The sequence below is a fragment of the Geobacillus sp. WSUCF1 genome, from assembly GCF_000422025.1.
In the GTDB taxonomy this organism is placed as follows: Bacteria; Bacillota; Bacilli; order Bacillales; family Anoxybacillaceae; genus Geobacillus; species Geobacillus zalihae.
In genome coordinates, this window is sequence record NZ_ATCO01000339.1 from 1 (window position 1) to 337 (window position 337).

Below are 337 nucleotides of genomic sequence, written 5' to 3' on the forward strand. Positions count from 1 at the left end.
CAGCTGAGCTAAGGCCCCATATATCCGCTATCGGGAAGACAGGATTTGAACCTGCGACCCCATGGTCCCAAACCATGTGCTCTGCCAAACTGAGCTACTTCCCGCCAACGCGCTCGAGAGGATTCGAACCCCTAACCTTCTGATCCGTAGTCAGATGCTCTATCCAATTGAGCTACGAGCGCAAGTGCCGAGGGCCGGACTCGAACCGGCACGGTAGTGACCTACCCCAGGATTTTAAGTCCTGTGCGTCTGCCAATTCCGCCACCCCGGCTAAATGGGCAAATAAATGGAGCGGAAGACGGGACTCGAACCCGCGACCCCCACCTTGGCAAGGTGG

Annotated in this window: 3 tRNA genes; all 3 read right to left on the reverse strand. The window is 57.3% G+C overall.

Annotation, left to right across the window (positions count from 1 at the left end):
• Nucleotides 1-30: 30 nt before the first annotated feature.
• The 3 genes from I656_RS0117465 to I656_RS0117475 all read right to left on the reverse strand — a co-directional run bounded on the left by I656_RS0117465 (nucleotide 31) and on the right by I656_RS0117475 (nucleotide 271).
• Nucleotides 31-104 (reverse strand) — tRNA-Pro (locus I656_RS0117465).
• A 4-nt stretch (nucleotides 105-108) separates the two neighbouring features.
• A tRNA-Arg gene (locus tag I656_RS0117470) sits at nucleotides 109-182 on the reverse strand.
• A 3-nt stretch (nucleotides 183-185) separates the two neighbouring features.
• Nucleotides 186-271, reverse strand: a tRNA-Leu gene (locus I656_RS0117475).
• Between the last annotated feature and the right edge of the window lie 66 nt (nucleotides 272-337).